This window comes from Candidatus Sulfotelmatobacter sp., assembly GCA_035504415.1.
Lineage (GTDB): Bacteria > Vulcanimicrobiota > Vulcanimicrobiia > Vulcanimicrobiales > Vulcanimicrobiaceae > Vulcanimicrobium.
This window is the reverse complement of the sequence record DATJRY010000017.1, coordinates 496237-519868: the sequence shown is the minus strand read 5'-3', so window position 1 is coordinate 519868 and position 23632 is coordinate 496237. Positions and strand designations below refer to the sequence as shown.

The 23632-nt window shown below is 65.0% G+C and carries 21 protein-coding genes and 2 tRNA genes; 11 read left to right on the top strand and 12 right to left on the bottom strand.

Annotated features, from left to right (window positions below; genetic code table 11):
- Nucleotides 1-7: 7 nt before the first annotated feature.
- Together VMD91_16200 and VMD91_16195 are read right to left on the bottom strand one after the other, a co-directional pair.
- On the bottom strand, nt 8-2170 hold the full coding sequence (locus VMD91_16200; GenBank protein HTW85612.1) for a DUF3553 domain-containing protein: 2163 nt from the start codon (nt 2168-2170) through the stop codon (nt 8-10).
- A gap of 115 nt (nt 2171-2285) precedes the next feature.
- Entirely contained in the window at nt 2286-2870 is a 585-nt protein-coding gene (locus VMD91_16195; protein ID HTW85611.1) for a TetR/AcrR family transcriptional regulator, read from the bottom strand.
- A gap of 76 nt (nt 2871-2946) precedes the next feature.
- Here VMD91_16195 and VMD91_16190 point away from each other — a divergent pair, with 76 nt between their 5' ends.
- On the top strand, nt 2947-3642 hold the full coding sequence (locus VMD91_16190; GenBank protein ID HTW85610.1) for a hypothetical protein: 696 nt from the start codon (nt 2947-2949) through the stop codon (nt 3640-3642).
- Here VMD91_16190 and VMD91_16185 read toward each other — a convergent pair whose 3' ends face one another.
- The 3 genes from VMD91_16185 to VMD91_16175 form a co-directional block, all read right to left on the bottom strand.
- Nucleotides 3643-4698, bottom strand: a complete 1056-nt coding sequence (locus VMD91_16185) for a hypothetical protein (GenBank protein ID HTW85609.1) — start codon at nt 4696-4698, stop codon at nt 3643-3645.
- Between the two features lie 14 nt (nt 4699-4712).
- Entirely contained in the window at nt 4713-5885 is a 1173-nt protein-coding gene (locus VMD91_16180; GenBank protein HTW85608.1) for a glycosyltransferase family 4 protein, read from the bottom strand.
- 168 nt (nt 5886-6053) lie between these two features.
- Nucleotides 6054-7121, bottom strand: coding sequence for an NDP-sugar synthase (locus VMD91_16175; protein ID HTW85607.1), 1068 nt, complete (start codon nt 7119-7121; stop codon nt 6054-6056).
- Nucleotides 7122-7197: 76 nt separating this feature from the next.
- Between VMD91_16175 and VMD91_16170 the strand changes: the two genes are divergently transcribed.
- The 3 genes from VMD91_16170 to VMD91_16160 all read left to right on the top strand — a co-directional run bounded on the left by VMD91_16170 (nt 7198) and on the right by VMD91_16160 (nt 7877).
- A complete protein-coding gene (locus tag VMD91_16170) occupies nt 7198-7749 on the top strand; it encodes an HNH endonuclease signature motif containing protein (protein ID HTW85606.1) in 552 nt (183 codons plus the stop codon).
- Nucleotides 7729-7802 (top strand) — tRNA-Gln (locus VMD91_16165). Before VMD91_16170 ends, VMD91_16165 begins: the two co-directional genes overlap by 21 nt.
- 2 nt (nt 7803-7804) lie before the next feature.
- Nucleotides 7805-7877 (top strand) — tRNA-Glu (locus VMD91_16160).
- A gap of 488 nt (nt 7878-8365) precedes the next feature.
- Here VMD91_16160 and VMD91_16155 read toward each other — a convergent pair.
- Both VMD91_16155 and VMD91_16150 read right to left on the bottom strand, forming a co-directional pair.
- On the bottom strand, nt 8366-10204 hold the full coding sequence (locus tag VMD91_16155) for a hypothetical protein (protein HTW85605.1): 1839 nt from the start codon (nt 10202-10204) through the stop codon (nt 8366-8368).
- Nucleotides 10205-10558: 354 nt separating this feature from the next.
- Entirely contained in the window at nt 10559-11848 is a 1290-nt protein-coding gene (locus VMD91_16150) for a hypothetical protein (GenBank protein ID HTW85604.1), read from the bottom strand.
- Between the two features lie 501 nt (nt 11849-12349).
- On the opposite strand from VMD91_16150, the gene VMD91_16145 reads away from it, so the two are divergent.
- From VMD91_16145 to VMD91_16135, 3 genes are read left to right on the top strand one after another with little or no spacing between them, the layout of a single operon-like run.
- Nucleotides 12350-12646, top strand: coding sequence for a hypothetical protein (locus VMD91_16145; GenBank protein HTW85603.1), 297 nt, complete (start codon nt 12350-12352; stop codon nt 12644-12646).
- 31 nt (nt 12647-12677) lie between these two features.
- Complete coding sequence (locus VMD91_16140) at nt 12678-13241, top strand: abortive infection family protein (GenBank protein HTW85602.1); 564 nt, start codon at nt 12678-12680, stop codon at nt 13239-13241.
- A 6-nt stretch (nt 13242-13247) separates the two neighbouring features.
- On the top strand, nt 13248-13910 hold the full coding sequence (locus tag VMD91_16135; protein HTW85601.1) for a DCL family protein: 663 nt from the start codon (nt 13248-13250) through the stop codon (nt 13908-13910).
- Nucleotides 13911-13954: 44 nt separating this feature from the next.
- On the opposite strand, the gene VMD91_16130 is transcribed toward VMD91_16135, so the two are convergent.
- The 4 genes from VMD91_16130 to VMD91_16115 all read right to left on the bottom strand — a co-directional run bounded on the left by VMD91_16130 (nt 13955) and on the right by VMD91_16115 (nt 16609).
- Nucleotides 13955-14383: a single-stranded DNA-binding protein gene (locus VMD91_16130; protein HTW85600.1), complete on the bottom strand. Its 429-nt coding sequence runs from the start codon at nt 14381-14383 to the stop codon at nt 13955-13957.
- 348 nt (nt 14384-14731) lie between these two features.
- Entirely contained in the window at nt 14732-16018 is a 1287-nt protein-coding gene (locus VMD91_16125; protein ID HTW85599.1) for a peptidoglycan DD-metalloendopeptidase family protein, read from the bottom strand.
- On the bottom strand, nt 16002-16346 hold the full coding sequence (locus VMD91_16120) for a hypothetical protein (GenBank protein ID HTW85598.1): 345 nt from the start codon (nt 16344-16346) through the stop codon (nt 16002-16004). The genes VMD91_16125 and VMD91_16120 overlap by 17 nt, the downstream gene beginning before the upstream one ends.
- Nucleotides 16343-16609 (bottom strand): RNA-binding protein, encoded by a 267-nt coding sequence (locus VMD91_16115; protein HTW85597.1) that lies wholly within the window; start codon nt 16607-16609, stop codon nt 16343-16345. The genes VMD91_16120 and VMD91_16115 overlap by 4 nt, the downstream gene beginning before the upstream one ends.
- Nucleotides 16610-16696: 87 nt before the next feature.
- Here VMD91_16115 and VMD91_16110 point away from each other — a divergent pair, with 87 nt between their 5' ends.
- On the top strand, nt 16697-17152 hold the full coding sequence (locus tag VMD91_16110) for a transcriptional repressor (GenBank protein ID HTW85596.1): 456 nt from the start codon (nt 16697-16699) through the stop codon (nt 17150-17152).
- A 46-nt stretch (nt 17153-17198) separates the two neighbouring features.
- Here VMD91_16110 and VMD91_16105 read toward each other — a convergent pair whose 3' ends face one another.
- A complete protein-coding gene (locus tag VMD91_16105) occupies nt 17199-19019 on the bottom strand; it encodes a sulfatase-like hydrolase/transferase (protein ID HTW85595.1) in 1821 nt (606 codons plus the stop codon).
- A 384-nt stretch (nt 19020-19403) separates the two neighbouring features.
- Here VMD91_16105 and VMD91_16100 point away from each other — a divergent pair, with 384 nt between their 5' ends.
- The 3 genes from VMD91_16100 (at nt 19404) to VMD91_16090 (ending at nt 23548) form a co-directional block, all read left to right on the top strand.
- On the top strand, nt 19404-20429 hold the full coding sequence (locus tag VMD91_16100; GenBank protein HTW85594.1) for a DUF4331 family protein: 1026 nt from the start codon (nt 19404-19406) through the stop codon (nt 20427-20429).
- A 97-nt stretch (nt 20430-20526) separates the two neighbouring features.
- Nucleotides 20527-22092 (top strand): hypothetical protein, encoded by a 1566-nt coding sequence (locus tag VMD91_16095; protein ID HTW85593.1) that lies wholly within the window; start codon nt 20527-20529, stop codon nt 22090-22092.
- A gap of 241 nt (nt 22093-22333) precedes the next feature.
- Nucleotides 22334-23548: an epoxide hydrolase gene (locus VMD91_16090; protein HTW85592.1), complete on the top strand. Its 1215-nt coding sequence runs from the start codon at nt 22334-22336 to the stop codon at nt 23546-23548.
- Nucleotides 23549-23632 lie beyond the last annotated feature (84 nt).

Below are 23632 nucleotides of genomic sequence, written 5' to 3'. Positions count from 1 at the left end.
CGTCGGGCTATACCTTCTCCAGCGGCGCGTATTTGAGCATGACCATCTTCTGGCCGACGTTCGGGAAGTTGATGGTGAGCAAACCGTCGCCGCCCGCACCGACGACCTCGGCCACGACGCCCTCGCCCCACTTGGGGTGACGGACCTTGTCGCCCGGCGAGAGGTCCATGCCGACGCCGGCACCGGCGTTCTCGTGGATCGAGACCTCGCGCCAGCGGCCGCCGCCCGGACGCTGTCCGAGCCCGATCCCGCCGATCACCTCGATCGAGGGCATCTCCTCGATGAAGCGCGAGCGCGGGTGCGAGAAGGTGTTGCCGAACAGCGTGCGCCGCGCGGCGAAGGATAGGTAGAGCCGGTCCATCGCGCGGGTGACGCCGACGTACGCGAGGCGCCGCTCTTCCTCGAGCTCGGTCATGTCGGTGAGCGCCCGCGTGTGCGGGAAGACGCCCTCTTCCAAACCGGTGAGGAAGACGATCGGGAACTCGAGGCCCTTGGCCGCGTGCATCGTCATCAAGGTGACGAACGAGGCGTCGGCGTCGAGCGAGTCGACGTCGCTGATCAGCGCGATGTTGGAGAGGAAGTCGTCGAGCGTCGAGCCCGTCTCCGGGTTCTGCTCGAACTCGCGGGCGACCCCGACCAGCTCTTGCAGGTTCTCGATGCGGGCGCGGCCTTCGGCCGTCTCGTCGGCCTGCAGCTCGCGCAGGTAGCCCGACTCCTCCATCACCGCGATCAGCAGCTCGGAGATCGAGAACGTCTGCGCGCGCTCGCGCAGGTCGGCGATCAGCTCGGCGAAGCGCTCGAGCTCGCGCTGCTTCTTGGGCACCGCGCGCTTGAGCAGGTTCGAGTCGAACACCGCTTGGCCGACCGAGACGTTGGCCTGATTCGCCGCCTCGAGCAGCGAGGCCAGCGTCTGTTGGCCGATCGAGCGGCGCGGCACGTTGACGATGCGGCGGAACGCGACCGCGTCGGACGGGTTGACGATGTAGCGGAGGTAGGACAGCATGTCCTTGACCTCCGTGCGCGCGTAGAAGCCGACGCCGCCGACGACCCGGTAGGGGATGCCGTCGGCGAGGAAGCCCTCTTCGAAGTAGCGCGACTGCGCGTTGGTGCGGTAGAGGACCAGGAAGTCACGGTAGGCGGCACCGCCGCGCACGTGCTCCTTGATCTTCTCCATCACGTAGCGAACTTCGGCGCGCTCCGACTCGGCCTGGAAGGCCGTGACCTTCTCGCCCTCGGCGCGGCGGGTGAACAGCTTCTTGGGGCTGCGGCCCTCGTTGTGCGCGACCAGCTCGTTGGCGGCCTCGAGGATGGTCTGCGTCGAGCGGTAGTTCTCTTCGAGCTTGAAGACCTTGGCGCCCGGGAAGTCTTCCTCGAAGCGCAGGATCATGCGGTAGTCGCTGCCGCGCCAGGAGTAGATCGACTGGTCGTCGTCGCCGACGACCGTGATGTTGCCGTGCTCCTTGGCCAGCGTCGCGACGAGCCGGTACTGCGCGTAGTTGACGTCCTGGTACTCGTCGACCAGGACGTACTTGAACTTCGTCTGGTAGCGCGTGCGCGCTTCTTCGTCGCTGTCGAGCAGGTGGATCGCGCGGCCGATCAGGTCGTCGAAATCCAGCCCGTTCGACTCGGCCAGACGGCGGTCGTACTCACGGTAGACCTGCGCGTACTTCTCACCGGCGAACGAGGGGTTCTTCTCCTCGTACTGGTCGGGCGACCACAGGTTGTTCTTGGCCTTCGAGATCTCGGCCAGCGCCGCGCCGGGCGCGATCTGCCGCTCGTCGAAGTCCAGGTCGGCGATCACCTCGCGCACGATCGCGCGCTGGTCGGCGTCATCCATGATGGCGAAGTTCGGGGCGACCCCGATCTTGCGGCCGTCGCGGCGCAGCATGCGCACGCACATCGAGTGGAACGTCCCGACCCACAGGTCGCGGGCCGGCGCCCCGACCATTCGCTCGAGCCGCGCCTTCATCTCACCCGCGGCCTTGTTGGTGAAGGTAACGGCGAGGATGCGGTCCGGGAAGACCTGCTTCTCTTCGAGGAGGTGAGCAATCCGGTTCGTCAGGACACGGGTCTTTCCGGAACCCGCCCCTGCGAAGATCAGCACGGGACCGTCGGTATGCTCGACGGCCGCGCGCTGGACATCGTTGAGAAGTTCGGTCTGCGCGAGCATCACGATAACGTTCGACGCGCAGGCCTCTACAGCCTAGTACGGCGTGCGGGAGCGGAAAGAACGCTCCGAATGCAACCACGGTGGCTGCGCGCGGGTTCCGTTCGCGCGCGCAAGGTCAGCCGCTTTCCGCCAGCGCGCCTGCGACGAACTCGCGCACGTCCTGGAGGAGGGCCCGACCGTCCGCCTCGGGCAGCGCACGGGCCAGGATCATCCCGCCTACCATGCAAGCAAGGACACCGGCCGCCCGCTGCTCGCGCCGCGCCGGTGTCGCCGCCCCCGTCGCCAGCTCGGCCAACCGGCTCAGGCGGCGGCGCACCTGGGCCGCGAGGGACTGCCGCACCGGACGCGCACCGCGCACGAGCTCGCTTCCGAGCGCCGCCAGCGGACAGCCGCGCTCGGGGTGCGCGAGGTGCTCGGGGCTCAGATAGCTCGTGACGGCCTCGAGCAACGCGGTCGCCGGCGTGCCGCCATGCAGGCGTTCGAGGGAGGCCTCGCTGTCGGCGCCGGCCACCGGGATGGCGGCGGCGACCAGCTCGTCCTTGGAGCGGAAGTGGCCGTAGAAGCCGCCATGCGTCAGCCCCGCCCGGCGCATGATCTCGGCCACGCCGACCGCGTCGACGCCGCGCTCGCGCAGGGCGGCCGCGGCGGCCTCGAGGATGCGCGCGCGCGTCTCGGGTTTGTGTTCGGGAGCCCAGGGCATCAGGCTTGACACCTCATGATGATCGTCATATTGTGTTCGCGAGACCCTCGCACCTGCCGCGAGGGCGGAGCAAACCATGCTGGATCTCGTCGGTGCGCTCGCGTTGAGCGCGGCCATGGTCGTCGCCGTCGCCGTCGTCGTCGGTTCGGCCGCCATCAGCCGGCAAGCGAAACTGGTCGCCTTCGCGCTCGCCGCGGCGTGGTTCGCGATCCTCGCCGCGGTCGGCTCGGCCGGGGTGACGCGGATCGGTCCGGTCCCGTTCGTTCCGCTCGCGTTCGTCCTCGCCGTCGTCGCCGGCGCGCTCGCGTGGACGACCGGACCGCGCTTCCGCGCCGCGCTGCGCAGCGTGCCGCTCGTCGCCCTGGTCGGGGCCAACGGGGTGCGGGTCGCGGGCGTCTTCTTCCTCGTGCTCTATGCGCAGCACCGGCTACCGGCGCCGTTCGCGCAGTCGGCCGGCATCGGCGACATCGTCACCGGGCTCGGCGCGCTCGCGCTCGTCGCGTACGCGAGCCGTGGGGGCACCGTATCGCCGCGGCTGCTCGCGGCGTGGAACGCGTTCGGCGCACTCGACCTGGTGGTCGCGATGACGCTCGGGGTGGTCTCACAACCGGGATTGCCGATCCAGCTGTTCGGTGCGTCGGCGTCGGCGATTACCGCGCTGCCGTGGATGCTGATCCCGACCGCGCTGGTTCCGTTCTTGCTGCTCACGCATCTGGCGATCGCGGCGCGACTGGCCGCACCGAGCGCGCAACCGGTCGCGTTCGCGCGCTGATCAGCGCACGGCGCGCAGCGGGATCGCCGAGCGTCTGGCCATCGTCATCGCGCTGGTCATCCAGCTCAGGGTCGACTCCGCGCCGCGGTTGGCGTTGAGCCCGAAGGCGTCCAGGCCGTCGGCGCAGCTGCCGTCCGACGCCAGCACCAACCCGTGGACGTTTCCGCCCAAGAACCAGGCGTGCGCGATCGCGGCGACCTCGTGCCAGCGCTCGTCGCCGGTCGCGTCGAGCGCGACGAAGGCCGCCTCGACCAGCGCCGCCGCTTCGAGCGGCTGCTGGGCGAACCGCGCCTTGGGGCCGCCGCGCGGATACCAGCCGTCGCTCCCGACCGGCTCGAACACCGCGTCGACGATGACGGCGTCGGCATAGAAGCGGAGCATCGACAGGCCAGCCTCGCGATAGCGCGCGTTGCCCAGCGCCGTGCCGGCCCGCAGCAGCGCTTCGGGGATGCGCGCGTTGTCGTAGGTCATCATGTCCTCGCACCAGATCCAGTCGTCGGCGCGATGACGGTCGTAGTCGTCGGCGATCGCGGATGCCAGCGCGTCGAGCTGGGTGCGAACAGCCAGCTCGTCGCTCGGGCGCGACGCCAAGGCGGCGGCCAGGCCGAGCACCGCGTACGCACGCGAGCGCAGGTGTACCAGACCCGGCAGCGCGTCGCTCGCGTGGCGCCGCAGCGCGGCGGCCAAGGCGCGCCAGCTCGAACGCGGCGCGCGCCCTTCGGCGTAGCCCAGGCCCCAGAGCGCGCGGCCGATCTGGTCGCCCGTCCCGCCCCGGTCCTGCCAGCGGCGATCGTAGCCCATGAAGCCGTGGAATCCGCCGCCGGGCAAGCGCGCGTCGTGCAAGAACGAGAGGTAGGTCCGCACGAGCTTGGCCGCGGCGCGATCCTCGGGGTCGTGCTCGGCGGCGTCGCAGGCGACGATCAGCGCGCGTCCGACGTCGTCCGTGCAATAGCCGAACGATCGGTTGGGGACGTCGAGCGTGGCGTGCTGCAAGATGCCCACGTCGTCGGTCATCGCCAGCACGTGATCGAGCTCGGGCCAGCGGTGCGCGGGCATCGCGCGTGACGCCTTCAGGCCGGCGTCGCCAATGCCGCGCGTCGCGGCAACAGCGCGTCGAAGTACTCACCGTAGGCGTGCGCCACGTTCGGCCAGGTCATGTTGCGGCCGAAGCGATATGCGCGCCGCTGCGTGCTCTCGCGCAGCGCGGGGTCGTCGAGCAGCGCGAGCAGCGTCGTCGCGATCGCCGACGCGTCGCGGAAGGGGACGACGAAGCCGCGGCCGTGCGCCAGCAGCTCCTGCGCGTAGAGATAGGGCGTCGAGATGACGGCCTTGCCGCAGCCGACCGCGTACGCCAGCGTCCCGCTGACGATCTGCGTCGGGTTCAGGTAGGGCGTCAGGTAGAGGTCGCTGGCGGCGAGGTAGTCGAGCAGCTCGTCGAAGTCCAGGTATTTGTCGACGAGCACGACGTTCTCGGACAGGCCGAGGTCGGCGATCTTCGCTTCGAGCTCGTGGCGATACGACTCGCCTTCGTGACGGCGCACGACCGGATGGGTCTGGCCGAGGATCAGGTAGAGCGTCTCGGGGTGCGAGGCGACGACGGCCTGCATCGCGTCGATCGCGTACTCGAGGCCTTTGCCGCGGTTGATGAGACCGAACGTCGAGATCGTCGTGCGCCCGGCGTAGCCGAAATGTCCCTTGGCTTCAGCGGTGTCGCTGAGCGGCACGTCGGGAACGCCGTGCGGGATCACGCGCACCTTGCGCGCGTCGACGCCGTAGCGTTCGATCAACAGCTCGCGACCGGTCTCCGAGAGGACGACGATGCCGGCCGACGACGCGCAGAGCGCGCGCGCGACCCGCAAGTGCTGCGGCGAGGGATCCGGCACGACGGTGTGCAGCGAGGTGATGACGGGTTTGCGGACGCGCGCGATCAGATCCAGGACCCACTCGCCTTCTTCGCCGCCGAAGAGACCGTACTCGTGTTGGATGTTCAGCGCGTCGCACGGATGATCGTTGACCACGTCCGCGACTCGCAAGGCCGAACCGCGATCGTGCTGCACCAACCGAGCAATCACTTCCGGCGGATAGACGCGACCCTCTCCGCCCGGCTCGTCGATCGCGATCACGTCGCTGCGGGTCCCGAAGGCGCGATCGTAGCTGGTGACCACGTCCTTCATGAAGGTGGCGATGCCGCATTCACGCGGCGGAAACGAACCGAGGAAGAGCATCCGGGGCGCGGCAGTCACGTATTGGGTTCCCCTTTTGGCGGCCGAACGGTGATCCGGCAAAGCCCACGGGGCGCGGCGGCAGACACCAAGGTCCACCCCTGCGAACGCGCTCGCTTGGGCCGTCAATGACGTACCCCGTCGAGGAGCGCTACAAACCGCGACGCCGTGCGGGTCGCGGGCTCGACGTCAGGGCTCGACGGCGACCCGGGCGTTCGTCTCTACCAAGGAACCGGGTGCAATGGTTGCACCATGGCCGATCACGGCACCACGCTCCACGCGCGCGCCCGCACCGATGCGCGCGCGACTGGCGACGATCGACCAATCGATCTGCGCGCCCGCTTCGACGATGACGTCGTCCCATAACAGCGAGTCGGCGACCGTCGCACCCGAGCCGACCTGGCAGCGGTCGCCGAGCACCGCGTAGGGCCCGACCACCGCGTCGGCGGCGACCCGGCAGTCGCGGCCGACGAAGACCGGCGGGCGCAGCGCCGAGCGGGGAACGGTCTCGCGGCCCGGCCCGTCGACGTCGGGCGCCAAGCCCAGCGGCATCGCCCCGTCGAAGACGTGGCGATGGGCCGCGAGATACGCCTCGGGGCGGCCGAGATCGATCCAATAGTCGTCGGTCGTATAGGCGTAGAGGGGGCGACCGGCGGCGATCAGCGCCGGGAAGGTCTCGCGCTCGATCGAGACCGGGCGACCGGCGGGGATGCGGTCGAGGACCTCGGGTTCGAGCAAGTAGGTGCCGGCGTTGACCTCGTTCGTCGGCGCTTCGTCGCGCGGCGGCTTCTCGACGAAGGCCGAGATGCGGCCCTGATCGTCATGAACGACGCAGCCGAAGGCGCTGGGATCCTCGACGCGGATCAGATGCAGCGTCGCGACGCCGCCCTTCTGCCGGTGATACTGCATCATCGCGCGCAGGTCGAGCGAGGTGAGCACGTCGCCGTTGAGGACGAAGAACGGGCCGTCGATGTATTGCGCGACGTTCTTGAGGGCGCCGGCGGTGCCGAGCGGCGTTTCTTCGATCACGTAGCGGACGCGCAGTCCGAGCGCCGAGCCGTCGCCGAAAAATGAGGTGATCGCGTCCGGGAGATAGCCGGCCGGCAAGATGACGTCCTCGATGCCCGCGTCCTTCAACCGCCGCAGCGTACGTTCGAGGAAGGGCATGTTCATGACCGGGACCATGGGCTTCGGGGTCTCGAGCGTGAGCGGGCGGAGCCGCGTTCCCTCACCGCCGACGAGGACGATTGCTTGCACGACGTTAGGTTCGTGCCACCCCGGTGGCACGTCCCTCCGCTACATTGGCAACATGCGCACACACGATTGGGCTGCCGTGCAAGCATACTACGATGCCGGCCACGATCGGGACGCGTGCCGCGAGCGCTTCGGATTCCAACTGGCAGCTTGGTACAAGGCGATCCGGCGGGGGCGCCTTCGCGCCGCGACGGTGCCGACACGCTACGATTGGTCTGCCGTGCAGCAGTACTACGATGCCGGCCACTCGGTCCGTGACTGCTGCCAGCGGTTCGGCTTCACGCTGATGGCCTGGACCAAGGCGGTCCGCCGGGGGAGCGTGCGGCCGCGTCCCCGGAGCTGGACCGTCGAGGAGGTCCTGGCCCGGAGCCGCTACCGGGGCTCCATCAAAAGGCGCTTGATCCAGGCTGGTATACTCAGGAACGTCTGCGATGAATGCGGCCTGGACAGCTGGAGGGGGAAGCCCCTGGCCATCCAAATCGATCATCGAAACGGCGTTCGGGACGACCACCGGTTGGAAAATCTCCGGATGCTCTGCCCGAACTGCCACATCCAAACGGAGACCTTCGCGGGCAGGAACCCGCGCCGACGCAAATCGACAATCGAGCAATCCCGGTTGATGCAACGGTAGCATGCCTCGCTCTGGACGAGGTCATCGTGGTTCGAATCCATGACCGGGAGCCAACGGCCCTATCGTCTAGAGGCCTAGGACGCCGCCCTCTCACGGCGGTAACACGGGTTCGAATCCCGTTGGGGCTATTTGGGAAATCCTTGTTTTACAAGGGTTTTTCCATTTCCAGGGTCCGATTTAGTCACATTTTAGTCACCTATCCCGCAGGTCTACGCGATTTTGACGCTCCTCGGCGCGTCTCGGCAAGCCGAACCGTCTTCGCTTCCGGGCCCCGTCGTGGCCGGCAAACTCCAGGTCATCATCCCGCCCCGCGCGACGGCGGCGAACGCCCACAGTCGTCGCCCGCAGTGGATTTCACCCTGGACTTCGTACGCGGTCGCGACCATCTCGGTCGTCAACGGCGACGGCTCGCTGACGCCCTACGCAACCGACACGCTCCCGGTGACCACGACCGGCACGAATCCGCCGTGCGCGGTCGTCGGCGCGGACACGGAATGCACGTGGCCGGTTGTCGCTCCCATCGGGAACGACAACGCTTACGTCGACCTGTACGACGGCAGCAACAATCTGCTGGCGACAAATCGGACCGACGGCAATAATCCGTACGAAGCAGCCTTCACCGCCAGAGATCCGGCAGCGACCTCGAATCGGAGGAGGACTGTGCAGGCTCGCTTACATCGGCACTCGGTATCGCGGCCTCGGCGCTTTCGCCAGAACGCGGCGCGTGCAGCGGCAGTTCGACATGCCGGTCCGTCACCGTCGCATCCAGATAAGGCCCGTTCCACCCGAGCAGCGCGAGCATAGCGCGATTGAAGAGGTTTGCGAGCACACCACTTCGGCGATAGTTGTCCCAGAGAGCGTCCGATGTACGTTCCGAGCCGACGTGCCCTTCATGGACAACTTCGTGCCGCGATTCCAGGACCTCGGCTTCCTCCGTCGTGAGATTGATCCCAAGGTCCGTCCAGAAGTCCCTCTGTCGCTGCGCTGCGGACGCGTTGTTCAACGACTGTAGCTTGTTCAGGATCTTCGTTGCTTTGTCCGACGGAACGGACTCGGCCGCGAGCGATCTCTCGACGGCCGCACGAATGGGCTTAATCGCCCGCTGGAAGATGCGATTATCAATAATGCTCGCCTGGCGTTGATTTCCGATTTGAAGCGCCACAAGCGTATCAATCGCCACTGCAAGCATCAAGATGCGCGTGACCGGATACGACGAGTTCACGCCTTCGAAATAATGATGAAACGCTGCATCCAACTTAACGGGAGCCTTATCGCGCAGCCTCCTGATCGCGGAAAGCATCGCCTCGAATTGCGGCGCCACTAAATTTGTTGTCGTCGTCCAGTGGTCGAGTTGGATCGGCGGCTGTCCACGCTCCGTTGGTCCGCTACGCTCGTTAAATTCATATGTGAGGCGGCCAGTCGCATCGAACGTTTCCGTCGTGATGTGCTGCCCGCGATTGCCGCATAGATATTGGATCAGGGTCTGGACATCGTCAACCTGGCTGTCTTGCAGCGGCTCACCTTCGTGGATCAGCGACACGTGGTTCGCGCCTGACTGAACGATGCGGGCGTCTCGTCCGTAGATATTCACGATGTACGCATCCCGGGCCGTCATAAGGTCAAACCCGGTCGGGTATTCGGGCATGATCCGGTGCCCGAACCCCTTCAGCGTGAGTCCGCGGAAAGTTTCACGCGTTGCGGCAATATCTCCGTCCCCAAACGCTAACGAGACACGGGGTACCATAAAACGGAAGACCGCGTCACTTCCCCCGAAAGAGCCGCCAACATAGCGCGCATCTGTCGCTGACCACAGAGGCGTCGAAGGAGTACTCGGCGCAATGGCCCCGTGCTCCAATTTGCGGTAGACGACTGCCACGTCGATTCCTGACGGCTCGTCTACAAAAAGCGGATGCTCCGGCGCTTTGACGGTCGCTTCCGCACGCCCGTCCCTGATCGCTAGTGAAGCCAGTCCCGCCATGCGTTTCGTCGGAAAGGCGGCGGTTGCCGGTATATCTTCGACTTGCCATTCAGTGATGATCGGTATGCGAAGAACGCTGAGAAAACGGTCCGGCACCGCACGGTATTGGAGCTGTGCCAAGCCGGCGAGTGACCGAACCGGCCGTCCCCCACGATGTCGACGAGAAATCTGGTCGCCATAGGGTCCGTGCCGGACGTCGAACCTGCGGACTATCGCTGACTTGTCGCGTTCGAGGTCGTTGTACGCGCGGAGGACGTCCTCCACGACCTGGTAAAAGCGGTACCGCGTCGGGTCATCCTTGAGGGCTTCGGCGAGCACCGTTCCTGCGGCAACTTCAATGATCGGTTCGAATGCGGCCCGCACGGGATCACTGGCTGTGCTCTGACGCGGTTCTATCTCCGGTTGTAGTCTTTCAAGCGCGACGACAGACGCCCTATCAACTTCGACAGCAACGTCACGTAGGAGATGCTTCGCCATCGGTACGCAGTACGAGCGCCCGTTCTCCGTCTTAGTGATTCCTATCCGGGAGCGGTCACCCGATATTTCGAAGGCGACCGCGACACCGTCTGGAATTTCAGCGTTCGGCTCAGTCATGCTGATGCGTGTCTAAAGTGGCGGGCAAGCCGTGGACTTCTACTCCTTTGGATTCACAATCCCATGGTGCTTCGGCACCATGCCGAACGCATCACAAACCCAGTACAACTTCCCACCGCGTTTTTCGAAATGAACGGTCGGGGGATCCGATAAGTGTGCCGGGCATTTGAGCCGGGCTTCTTCTGTCGATTGTTCGCTTTCGGGCATATGCTCGTACTCTCTGTCGTACTGCGGTTACTATGCTGGACGTCCGAACGATGTCCCGGCGATAATATATTGCGCCGTGGCGTCGCCGAGAAGCGACTGCTCAGCCGTAACGCCAAGCCGCGCTTCGATATCACGAATCATTGCTATCGTCCGCTCCGTCAGCCAACTGGTCTTGACCGATGGCACGCGTTCATTCACTGAGCGCACAAGCTCGTCGTAGCGCCCGACGCCGAGCGTATTCTTCAGCCACGCATCATCCCACTGATGGGCAATCCGGAACGAGTAATCGTTCATGACCGCGAGACTCACCAGCGGAAAGCGGCCTGCGTAGTTGGACAGCCCTTCGTCCAGCGTGCAGAGGATCGAGAGCCACGCCTCGGGCGGTTCATCGCTAGTACCCAAGAAGTTCTCATGAATGATCGTCAAGTAAAGGTCGTACGAGGAGCCGATTAGGTGCTTGCGGCCGAAATTCGGGTTACCCGCGGTGATTTTTAATAGCCGTGCCAGCGTTCCAGAAAAGAACAGACGCGCCAGCACATGGAGACGCGGTTGAACAGAAGCCAAGTCGCGCACGATAAACGCATCGACTTCAGCGAGCCTCTCATCCAGCGGCCGCTGTTTCATAGCAAGGCCGACGTCGATCATCTTGAGCAACGCTGCATATATCACGATGTGATCGTGCGCGTGTCCGACGTCCCCTTTTTGCAGCATAAGGTCGACCTGCTTGGACGCAGCCTCTTCGAACGTTCGTACACCAAAGCGCTCTTCGAAGTGGTCGAGTATGGCTTCATCGAAGATCAGCCGCCCCGCCCCCTCGCTCGATTGCGGCCGCAATGCCTGCATCTTGAACATCGACACGACTGCCTTTTCGGCGTCGTTTCGCAGGTCGGCTATGGGTAGGCGGAGGACGAGTTCACGCAGATATAGCATGGGCTGAACTTCCGCGCGCCAAATGCGCGCGTGCTTTGCAAGGTCGATGACCCTCCGCGTCCGCGTCGGATCATCGGAACCGTGAACGAAGACTTCACGGAGCAATGAACACAGGTTCGAGTCGAGCCCGAGGATAGTACGACGCTTCGCAGGCCGATATTTTTGCGTCACCGCGTCGAAATACATCAGCCGGCCCGGCGCAAATGGCGCGACGAAGCGCAGGCCGGAGTCAGAGCCGAACGAGATCGCAGGCGGCGACGGATCGTCGTCCCGGCGCTGTTCCGGATCGAAGATCCAAATGCGCTGCACGTTCTCGCGGTCCGCACGAAGGCTGTTCACCGCGGTACGCAGCGCATCGGTCGGCTGATCAGAGAACGGCGTAATTAGCATTCGGTCGCCGCCTCCCGCGCCGCTGCCTCGAGGCCAGAGCCACCCGCATCACAGCGCCGTTCGCCAAAGCGCCCACGCTTGACTTCCGCGAAGGAGTGTCAGGACGGTGGCGCTCAGCCCGCCCATATTCTAGGCGGGTCCTGTTGACCGGCTGTACGGCGTGCCATACCGGCTAGTTTATTGAACACACGTTCCCCCGAACGTCTATTCCCGGAGGCTATCGTGGCAAGAGGCGCTGCCGAGGGGACACCCACCAGGGAATCGACCGCATCGCGAGCCGGCTGCTCCAAACGAGCAAGAACCCCGACGTCCGCAGCATCGCCGGGGCAGCCCTGTCAGACACCCGGACGAGCCCGCGAGCGCTTAACCCCGTGGCTCACACGAGCGCCAAGGTCGCTTCGACCGCCGGGTCGTTGCTGGCCACCGGCAAGAGCCCGGCAGTGCGGTCGCCGCATCGGTCCTCTCGGACCGGCAGACCTAGAAACGCTGAGGGCGAGCGCGATGGCAACCCTCACGGTCCTTCCCGGCGCGCGCGACCCGAAACCGTTCTCGATGAGCGCTCGCGGCGTGGTCAAGTTCATGCTCGCCTCACCGTACGCCGCTCGCAAGGTCGTCGAGGGCTACGCCTTCCCGAAAGAAGACAAGGCCCGGAAGATCCTTCCCGAACCCGCGAAGGAGATCGTGTGGCATACTTTCGCAGCGGGCGTGACGGCGCCGTACTGGAAAGCGCCATCGCGCGGCACGAGATCGTTGCTGCGAACGAAAACGGCTTCGAGAAGGGCCGGCGACGTCAGGTGACGAGTTCAACGTTCTGTATTGGCGAGCGCCAATGGACACGTACGTCGAACTGGGCGAGCAGGTTAATCCTTCGCGGCTCGCGGTGTACGAGCAGATCGCCAAGGCCGTGTCGGAAATCGTTCCTGACGGCTACGTGCGCTTCGTCGCCATTGGACTCGATCCGAGCGAAGGCCTCACGAATGTCCAGTCCCCGAACCTTGCGATCACCAGCGACGTGGTCGAACGCGCCCTCGCCGACGCAGAGGCGCTGATTGCCTGCACCTGCGCCACGAGCGGCGTCGACCGCGTCCACACCGCGCTGCATGCATACCTGCGCGTCGCAGCCGACAAGCACAATCTGGCGTATGCGCCGGATGCCGACATCACCGCGCTCATGAAAGTTCTACTGAAAGGGCATCCCGCGGTCGCGCAGAGCAGCGAGCAGACGAACAAGATCGGACGGGCGTTCGCTACCATCGTCGACGCGCTGAATCCCCTCCGGAACCAGCAGAGTATGGCGCATCCCAACGTGTCACTTCTTGCACCGGCGGAGGCGATGCTCGTCATCAACTCCGTCAGAACACTCCCGCACTACCTCGATGCGAATTTGCGGTAGCCAACGGTGGAGATCATAATCGGCGGACGGGCCTTCCGCACAAAGAAAGAGGCGCTGGCCACGATCTACGAAGTTCGTGAGCGCACCAAAGTCGCGGGCCGAGCGTTAGGCGGCGACGACGAGTTTCTTCGAGACCTTCTAGCTCTCCATCCGCAAGCCGAGACGAAGGTCGGGAACGGGGTTGATCACTTCGACGTCCGCCGGAACATCAACAATGACGGATTCTGGATCGTGCGGAGCGACGGAAGCGAGACGGACTTCTCGTTTATGCAGTGCCTCTATGGGACGTCGCAAAGCGCAAAGGTGCAAAGCGCCATGCGATACGCCGTGCTCGATCAGAAACTTGCCGCTCGTGATCGCGCCTTCGGTGACGCAGAAACGTTGATCTGCCCGGTCACGGGCGAAGTCATAGGACGCCAAGGCTGCCACATGGACCACGACGAACCGACGTTCATCGAGATCGCGGACGCCTTTGCCCGGTCCGTGGGCGGCTACGACAAAATCGAGACGGTGTCCGACGACGGTGGCATCGGACGGCGGTTCGTAGACGAGGCGATTGCGGAGCGGTGGCGGACCTTCCACCGAGAGCGCGCCCGGCTTCGAGCCGTGAGCATCCGGGCAAACCTTAGCGTTCTCCGCAGAAGTGTACCGAGGACGCAGCGACCTTAGACAAACTCGGCGACGAGCGAATCCGGACCTCCGCCACGCGGTGATCATCGCGGCGCCGGCGGAGCAGCATCCGCGCGACAGTGCGGATGACGAGGTAGCGAACCAGCGACACGAACACTTCGCGAATCCACGGGCCGGAGGCGCTGCTTACGCGGCTGCCTCCTGCGCGTAGCGCTCGACCTTGCGGGAACGATTTGCGCACTCTTGCGCCGGGTGCCCGACGTGTCGTCATACGACCAGGTACGGACCGTTCTGGTGATGCGGACGAACTCGCCCTTCGCAAGGGCGGTGAGTTGCCCCGCCACGTTGCCGAAGCCGACGGCGTCGAGTAAATCGGCCTTGGCGGTCTTCTTGCGCGAGCGGTCGCTGGCGATGGTCGTTCGCGCGAGCGTGACGTTGCCTGCGGTCTGGACTTCGGCCTCGCGGACGATGCGGCCGGTGACGCTGAGCGTAAAGACGATCTCGCGCAGCATGCACTGAACGACACACGGAGTGGCGGATCGGCGAAGGGAAGGGCATTGGCCGGCACCATCGCGTAGGTCGCAAGCCTCGGGTAGCCGATACAATGACGGCGATGTCGTCGGTCGCGTGTTGTCACCGACTCTGCCGGTGCCTGCCGTTTTCCCGCGGTCTCAGTCGGCGTCGCACGCGGGAAAATGCCGGTTTTTCGACTCCAGCGGTTTCAAGCGGACAGAGCCAACAGTTTCGAATCCCGTTGGGGCTACCATAATGAAGAGCCAGACATCCGTATAAAGTGGATTCTGGCTCTTCTCTTTCGTCGTTCGAAGAAAGCGTCGGCCCTGGCACAACGAGCTGCAGCGCTAGGGTAAATATGGCGTCGGGTCGATCGGCATTCCGCCACGACGCACCTCGAAAATGAGATGGGGGCCGGTCGATCGGCCCGTGTTCCCCGAGGCGCCGATGGCCTGCCCAGCTTGCACGTCTTGGCCGACGGTCACATAGAACGTCGACAGATGACCGTAGCCCGTCGAGAGACCGTTCCCGTGGTCGATCGCGATGTAGTTTCCATAGCCGCTGACCCATCCGGCGATGATGACGCGTCCAGCTGCCGCCGCGGCGACCGTCGTACCTACGTCAACCGCGATGTCGATGCCCGGATGGAATTCGGTGTTCGCGTGCGTGAACGGATTGAGCCGCATACCGAATGGCGAGGTAATCGGTCCTCGCAGCGGCCACTGCATGCCGCCGATCCGCGGCGCCGGCGGCGTCGGGATCCGACCAGCACGTCGCTGCCGAGCAATCTCCGCTTCTTGTTCGCGAATGAGCGCCTCGAGCTGCGCTTCTTCTTGCGCGGTGAGGTCCTCGAGCACGTGCACCTCCCGCGCGACAGACATGCGGTGCGCATCAGCCAGTGAGACGAGATCGGAGCGCTGCCGCCCGAGCGCACTGAGCTGACTTTGCTCTTGCGATTTTGCAGCGCGCTCCGACTGCAAACGTTGACTAGTCGCGAGGAGCACTTCTTGCGCGCGCGTGACGCGACGAACCGCCGCCGTTCGATCGACGATTTCTCGCTGGTCCTCGTGTGCGACGAGTGCGAGATCGTGCCAACGCTCCGTCAGGTCGATGAACGACGTCGCGCCGAAGAGGACGGCCAGCAGCCGGTCGGACGGACGCTCGTACATTTGCACGAGCCGGTGATCCGATGCGCGTCGTTGACGGCGAAGCGCATCCTGAGCCGCGTCCAGTCGGCGACGCGCCTGTTCTTCTGCATCGGTCGTGTTCGCAATTTGCTGGTCCAATGTCCCGATGCGCCCTTGGACGAGCGCGATCGACGCCGCCGTCTCGCCAAGTTGACGCTGCAGATCACGCTCCCGGAGTTCTTCGAAATTCAACTGTTGCCGTTTCAGCTCGAGGCGATGCCGGTTCGCGGAGATCTGGGCGCGTTGCCGATTGATCGCGTCGGCGAAGCTGCTCGCACCCACCGGCGCCGGCGCCAGCAAGGTGCCGAGCGCCACGATCAGCGCCGCGCGCCGCGAGCTGCCGACGGAGCGGCACACGGTGGCTATCCACGTTGTCAAGGTGAGTTCATGGCGTGAATCGCGACCACGGCGGCCCATTGCCACCGGATGCTCAAGATGCGCCGTCAACCAATCGGTGAAAGTCCTCCAACAATGCGTCGGGGCTCGCTTCGCGTAGGCGGGGCAGATATTCGGCTGCAGAGACTTTCGGGCGCAGGATGACTTCCGAGACTTGCATACGTACGCCGTCTTGCAAGAGGTGCTCGGCATCTTCCGGATCTCGCGTGGCAAGCACCGCACGTAATGCCGAAACGTGACCTTCCAACTCGTCTAAGTGGTCCGTCAACATGCCGCGGACACTGCGGTAGTCCGGACTCTCGACGGACACCGGATCGAATCCCAGGTAGTACTCCGGCCTATCGAGCCGCAGACCGATGAGGAGGCGGAATTCTCTCACGCCCGCCTCGCCGGCTCTTCACGCGGCCGCGCCGGATTCACTGCGAGTGACCGACCGAAGAAATGGGCGCCGTTGAGCTCCCGCACCGCACGGTCGGCATCGGCGCCGTCCATCTCTACGAAGCCGAAGCCGCGCGGGCGGTGCGTTTGGTGGTCGGTTGGGATACGGACGCGGACGACGGTTCCGTACGGGCGGAAGAGCTCGACGAGATCGTCTTCCTTGACCGAATAGTTTAGATTGCCGACGAAAAGCGAGACGGACATGGGATCCCTCCAGGAGTGTTGCAGAGGGCTACTCCGGATATTGATAAACTCCTCTCATTATCATTAGCGGATGGGAGAACCACGCCTGTGTCGAACGATCCCCCGATGCGAAAGAGCTTGCCCGAGCGTAGCACCCGCCAGCAGCGTGCCATCCGCGAAGTCTTCGAGCAAAGCGAACGCCCCCTCGCGACAGAGGAAGTCATGGCCGAGGCGGAGCGGCTCATCGGGTCGATCGGCATCGCGACGGTGTACCGCGGGATCCGAGCGCTGATCGCGGACGGCTTTGTCACGCCGGTGGAGCTTCCCGGCTACGCTCCTCTATACGAGCGTGCCGGCAAGGGACATCACCACCATTTCATCTGCACCAGCTGCGAGCGGGCTTTCGAGCTCGAGGGTTGTGAAACGGATATCCGAGCGAAGATTCCGCGCGGCTTCCGCGTCACGGGGCATGACGTGACGCTCTACGGATCGTGCGCGACCTGCCGCGCGGATGCCCCGGTGCCGAACCGAAAATCCAGGCGCGCCGTCGGCGCCACCCGGTAGACGCCTTCGGTCATCGTTGGTGCTCCGGCAACGCCCTGCGGCCGGTTCACCCTGTCGACGACAAAGGGGCATTGACGTACGGCTCGTAGACCGGCAGCCCGGCCGGATACGCGGACGCAGCCGAGGCCGGTATTTTCGTCAAGACGACGGAGAGCGCCGCCGCCAGGTCGATTCCGATGACGGCCTTCCAATAGGCGTGAAGCGCCTTCGCTTGCGCTCCGCGGTAGCGGGCGGGTAACGGCGCGCGGACTTCGTCCAACATCATCTTCATGATCTCGGGGGCACTGAACGGCGACGGCGAGCTCTCCAGCTCGAGCGCTCCTTCTTTCGTCTCGCGATCGTAGTAGAAGAACTCCGTCGGGACCGGCGTCGCCGTCCCCGGGATCCAGTGCGAGTACGCGGTCTGCTTTCCGTGGGGGAACATCAGCGCGGTGACGTGTTCCGGCGCCTGCGTGGCGTTCAGCACGGGCGGTAGGAAGTGCTCATCGCAGGTATACGCCGCAAACGCGCGCCCGCGGGCTTGGGGATCGCGCAGCACGGCGAGCAGGTCGAGACGACGGCCGTACAGCTCGCGGTACTCGCCGACCATCCACGAGCTGCCATCGTGGGCGATATCCAAGAGCAGGCGCAGCAGGTCGACGTGCGAGGCGATCTGTGAGCGTTCGACGTCGGTCGACGCCGTGTAGCGCCCGGTGTGGTCGCGCACGATGAGCGGGACGCGCATCGTCTCCTCGTAGGCGGTGACGCCTTTCCCCTGCAGGCCGTGCGAGCTGGCGTACTCGCCGTGATCGGAGGTGAAGACGATCACCAGATTCTCCCGCATCGCGTCAGGGATACCGGCGAGCAGCCTCCCGATCTCACGGTCCACGTTCGTCATCGCCTGCGTGTACATGTCCAGCGCGCGCGTCCAATAGCCGTGCGGCGCGAAAACGGAGCTCCACACCGCCTCCGCCGTCCGCCACGACGCGCAGAGCGGCGAGGCCTGCACCGCGAACCCGAGGCGCGGCTCGTCGTTGATGCCGCCGCACGTGAAGTCGGTCAGGGCGGAGAAAACCGGGGCGACGGTCGGCATGCCGGGCTGCAGCATGACGCTTTTGGATTGCCAATTCGCCGGCAGCGTGTAGCCGTACGTCGGCGGATCGTCCTCACCGGGAACGTCCTGCGGCGCCGGCTGCCGCGACGAAATGAGGCGCTCCAACAAACCGGCGAAGCGGGTCGTGCCCGCGTCCGTGAAAGCTCGGCTGAAGCGCACCGCCTCCGGGCCGCTCCAGAACCACTGCTTGTCGTGCGGGTTGATGAATCCGACGGTCAGGCAAAACGGCGTGCGAGCGTCGCTCGCCGCGCGGTTTCGAAGCCATTCCAGCGCCTGTCCCGCGATGCCGGCGTCGTCGATCAATCCATGCGCCGCGCCGACTCCTTGACCGACCACGCCGTTGGGATCCGGATTCGTGAGCCCGACGAAGCCGTAGTCGTCGAGATAGCCCGGCTGCCCCGGCATCGGCGGCGGATTCGACAGATGCCACTTGCCGATGTACGGCGTGTCGTAGCCGCTCTCGCGCAGGAGCTTGCCGTAGGTCGGAAAGTCGGGATCGAGCGGCGGCGTTTGCTGCCCGCCGCGCACCAGCAGCATGTTCGTCTGCTGGGCGTAGAGCCCGGTCACGAACGTCCCGCGGGCCGGCGAGCAGTCCGCCGCCGCGGTGTAGTAGCGCGAGAATCGGACACCGGGTTGCCACAGGTGCTGATACGTGTGCGGCATGAAGCGCGCGACGAACGCGTCGGCTGAGTCGATGCCGTCCGGGAAATGGACGGGATAACGCAGCTCGTCTACGTGGATGAACAGCACGTTCGGACGTGGCACAGTCGACATCGCGGCACCCTCCCCGCTTTCGCGTTGCGTGCTGTCTTCGCGCTCGCGAGGCCGCTCTCCCCACGTCATCGGTTCAGCAGTACCGCAACGTCGCAACAACGCGGCGAAAGCGAAAGGCGTCTGCCGCTACAACTTCTTCCGTCACCAAAAGCATGCAAAATAGCCGATTTCAGCGCGATCGGCGCCTGCGATTTCGTACGCTCGACTGTTCTCGCGGACGGCGCGATGGCTTATCATGTGCGGACGAGACGACGTCGGGAGCAGACTCCTATGAACGTGACACGCCTTGCAGCCCTAAGAGTCGGGCTCGGTACCGCCCTTTCTGTGTTCAGTCCGTCGGCCGCGCGCGCCGGCCTTCTCCATCATCGTCAGGAAGGAAGTGCAATGTCGCACCATCTCGATACGCCGGAGGCTGCGATGAATGGGCAGCTGTTCATCGACGACCTGTACGTATTCCCGAGCGAGGGTGGAACGGTATTCATCCTGGACGTCAACTCGAGCATTACCGGCGTGTACCAAGAAGGGGGCTTTCATCCGGAGGCGCGCTACGAGTTCAAGGTGCATTTCGACGGGGCCGATTACGAAGGACTGACGTACCGCGTGTCCTTCGATCACGCGGACACGGCCGGTCGCCAGGCTGTGACGCTGCATCTTCTCACCGGCAGCGAGGCGCGCGAGGACTCCGCGACCGGCCAAGTGGTGCTGCAAGGACAGACGGGCCAGCCGGCGAGCGCGGGTGGTATCCGACTGTGGGCCGGCGGACGCATCCAGGATCCCTTCTACATCGACCTGTCGCTCCTCGGCCGCGTCAACAGCGCGATAAAGAACGGCACTGCGGTCGACCTTTCCGCATGGCACCCGAAAGATGCGAAGGACAGCTTCGCCGGTACGACGGTCGAATCGATCGTGCTGGAGATTCCGCACACCGACGCGCAGCTGAAACCCGGCGCCCGCATCGGTGTCTGGGCTGCCACCAAACTTGCCACGGATAGCGGCGGCTGGCGACAGATCAACCGCGCCGGGCATCCGATGATGTGGCCGATCTTTTGGCCGGACGACGTCCATTTCAACATCCCGGCGGATACCCGGCACCCCTCCCAAGACTATCCGCAAGAAGGCAAGCAGCTTGCCGACAAGATATCCGCCGTCGTCGCGGCCAACGGCACCTCGGGCGCGCCGCAGGCCTACGGTCAAGCCGTGATGCACGAACTCTTCCCCGACTACCTCAACTACGTGGTCGGGACACCCGCCTTGTACGGCTTCGCGGGCCGCAACGGCAGAACGCTGACGGACAACGCTCCGGAAGTAATGCTATCGCTCGTCTCCGGGATGGCCGTGCCGTCAGGCCTGAATCCCTCCATTGCCGCGAAGCAGCGGTCCAGCACATTTCCGTACCTCGTCCTCGCGTGAGCTCGGCGAGCGCCGATCCGTGAGATCCTCGACGAATAGGTAAAAGGAGCGCGCCGGCCAGATGCGCTTTTGCTTCACGTCCGTTCTGGTGTTGTCGATGCTTGTCGCACTCGGCGGCTCCGCGTTGGGCAAGCCCAATTGGTCGCATCATTCCAAGCCGTTCGATCTGGTTTGGGATCGCAACAACGAAGATCTGAACGGTCTGCCTTTGAACCCGCAGTGGGGATATCAGCTCGACAATCCCGGCAAGCTGCCGAATTTCCAGTCGATCTGCGGCGGTGCGTTTTACAACGCGCAAGGAATGCCGGCGTCGTCGACGTCCGGCAGCGGCAACAACGCCGTCAATAATGCGATCCTTGCCAGAACCTGCACCTCGCAGCACACGTCCCTCGACGTCAGCACGTCGTCGTACGTCGGTGATTGGGCGTTGGCGCACCTGGGCGGGATGTCGTCCGCCTACTGCACGAGCGGAGCGGGCGGGTTCAATGGCCATCTCACGTGGACGGTCGCGACGTACACCGGCACGGTGCTGTGGAGCGATTGGTCGGGCAACCCGAGCTTCTTTTCGAATTTCGATCTGGCCGACGGCGACTACAACCTCGACTTGTTCCCGAGCCAGTACCCGCCCGACGACAACGCCGGCTTCACGTCCTTGAACGACTCCAAGAGCGGCGAATACGGCATCGGCTTGGAGTTCAACGACGGCGAGACGGTCGACAACGCCGGCAGCGCGTGGTGGAAGCAGCTGGTCAACAGCGTCGAGAACGGCGGGCAGCCCAGTCCTGGGCAGCTGTTCATGTCCGGCCCTCGGTCTTCGGATGACCCGCTCGGCGCGTTGTCGGCCGTCGTCACCGGCGTCGTCGGCATCGACGGCGTTCACGGCGACTACGCCGAGGTGCATCCCGTCTTCGCGCTCGCCGTACGGACCAGCTCGAGCTCGTCCAAGGGCAAAGTCACCGAGACCTGGAGCTACTTCTTGCGCGACTCGGGGAGCGGCGGTGGATGCAGCTCGAGCACCCTCTATTGGGAAGCTCCGCAATTCGACGATTCTCGCGACGCGCGGTTCTTCATCGGCCTGCCGTGGCCGCAAAATGCGACCGCCGTCAAGGTGCTGCAGAGCAACGGATTCAGCTGGCAGGGTGAACAGCCCGTGGCCGGCTCCTGGGTCGGCGCGTCGGGCAAGAAAGGCTGGACCGAAGTCGACGTCGTCTTCTACGACAAGGCGCAAAACTACGTCGGCGGCCTCGACGGTCAGGTAACGCTGGAATACACGGTGTCGTCCACGTCCTCCCAGAAGAAGGCGACGCCGCACGCGCCGGCGCCGAAGACCGAACCCGAAAAGTTCCGCGAGGACGAGTTCAAGGTCACCGACATCGACTCGTGGATCCCGGACGCGGCCACGCGCAGCGCGTTCCAGGCGGACGCGAAGGCGGCACTGGGGCCTCTGGTCGCGCGGCCGACGTCCAAGACGGTGACGGCCCAGCGGTTGGCGAGCGCGATCGAACCGCGACCGTCCCGAACGGCCGCCAGCAACGAACAGCTCACGCCCGCGAAGGCGGCACCCGATCCCGCCAAGCAGCGCCTCAACACCGCGCTCAAGACGCTCACGGACAAGTACCGCCCGCAACTGCGGCCGCTGCACGCGACGACCACCGCGCACTAGCGTAGCTCGAGCCTGCGTGGCGCCCGAGACGCTGCTTCACGTATGGTTAGGGAGGAAGACGCGCTACCTCCACCGGTGAGGCGTCTGCTCGTACCGTGTACTCATGTCGGAAAAGCTCGAGCTCGATCATCGACGCTTCGTTCTCGGCGCCGGTTTGACGATCGCCGCCGCCCCATTCGGCTTGCTCGGCACCGCGCGAGGCAACAGAACGACGGAAAACTTCTCGGGAGGAAGGTCAGCCATGACTCAGGTCCTCGAACAGACGGGCAGCGGTGCGAGTGCCGTTCGACCGTTTCCGCAACTGCACGTTCCCGATGCGGACCTTGCCGACTTGCGCCGGCGCGTCACCGCGACGCGGTGGCCGACGCGCGAGTTGGTCCCGGACGACACCCAGGGCGTACAGCTGGCGACGACACAGGCGCTGGCAAAATACTGGGGGAGCGACTACGACTGGCGCCGATGCGAGGCGCAACTCAACGCGATTCCGCAGTTCCTGACCCAGATCGACGGGCAGGACATCCACTTCATCCACGTGCGGTCGAAGCACGAGAACGCCCTGCCGCTCATCGTCACGCACGGCTGGCCCGGCTCCTACATCGAGCAGCTGAAGATCATCGCGCCGCTGACCGATCCGACGGCGCACGGAGCGAGCGCATCGGATGCGTTTCACGTCGTGATTCCGTCGATCCCGGGCTACGGCTTCTCGCCCGAACCGACCACGCTCGGCTGGGACCCGACGCGCATCGCGAAGGCGTGGCTCGTGTTGATGCAACGGCTCGGCTACGACCGATTCGGGGCGCAGGGCGGCGACTGGGGTGCGGCCATCACGCAAGAGTTGGCGCTGCTCGATCAGGTGCACCTGGTGGGCATCCACTCGAACATGCCGGGCACGGTTCCGCCTTCTCTCTACGTCGGCGCGACCACCGGCGCGCCGCCGCCGGCCGGTCTCGCGGGCGATGAGCTCCACGCGTACCAGCAGCTGAGCGACTTCTACACCAAGCATCTGGGCTACGCGGTCGAAATGTCGAACCGGCCGCAGACGCTCTACGGCCTGGCCGATTCACCGATCGGGCTGGCGTCCTGGATCCTCGATCACGACAAGGACAGCTACGAGCTCATCGCGCCGGCGTTCTTCGGGCACCCCGGCGGCCTGACGCGCGACGACATCCTCGACAACATCACGATGTACTGGTTCACCAATACCGGTGTATCGTCGGCACGCCTTTACTGGGAGAACAAGGCCGGCTTCTTCGACGTCAAAGGCGTCACCATTCCGACCGGCGTGAGTGCGTTTCCGCACGAGATCTATACCGCGCCGCTGAGCTGGTCGCAGCAAGCTTTTCCCAAGCTCGTCTACTACAAGAAGCACGAGGTGGGCGGCCACTTCGCCGCCTGGGAACAGCCGCAACTCTTCAGTGAAGACGTTCGCGCGACGTTCCGATCGCTGCGATCCTGAGCGCTGTGGGCTCTTGGCCGCAGGCCTAGCCGGCCTGCGGCTCCTCGTGCGGTAATTTCGCTCGGCGTCGGGAATAGGGCGAAG